This window comes from uncultured Polaribacter sp. (genome assembly GCF_947501385.1).
Classification (GTDB): Bacteria; Bacteroidota; Bacteroidia; order Flavobacteriales; family Flavobacteriaceae; genus Polaribacter.
In genome coordinates this window covers 1-218 of record NZ_CANMVP010000113.1, presented here as the reverse complement: position 1 = coordinate 218, position 218 = coordinate 1, and the positions used below count along the sequence as shown (strand labels likewise).

Annotated in this window: 1 protein-coding gene; it reads left to right on the top strand. The window is 39.0% G+C overall.

The features are described 5' to 3' along the window. Positions 1-218 (top strand): hypothetical protein (locus Q0998_RS19325; protein ID WP_299673106.1); only part of this gene is annotated, 218 nt, incomplete at both ends.

Here is a 218-nt window from a genome sequence, read left to right as displayed (position 1 = left end):
GGAACTATAGTAACGGTAGATTATATTGTTTGTAATACAACAGTAAACCCATCAGTTTGTAGAACAGAATCGGTAACTATTACGGTTCAAGCAGACAATGATGGTGATGGTATTCCAGATGTAACCGATTTAGATGATGACAATGATGGGAATCCAGACACCACAGATCCAAATCCTAAAACACCAACAACAGCACCAGATGCGTTAACGGTAGTTGA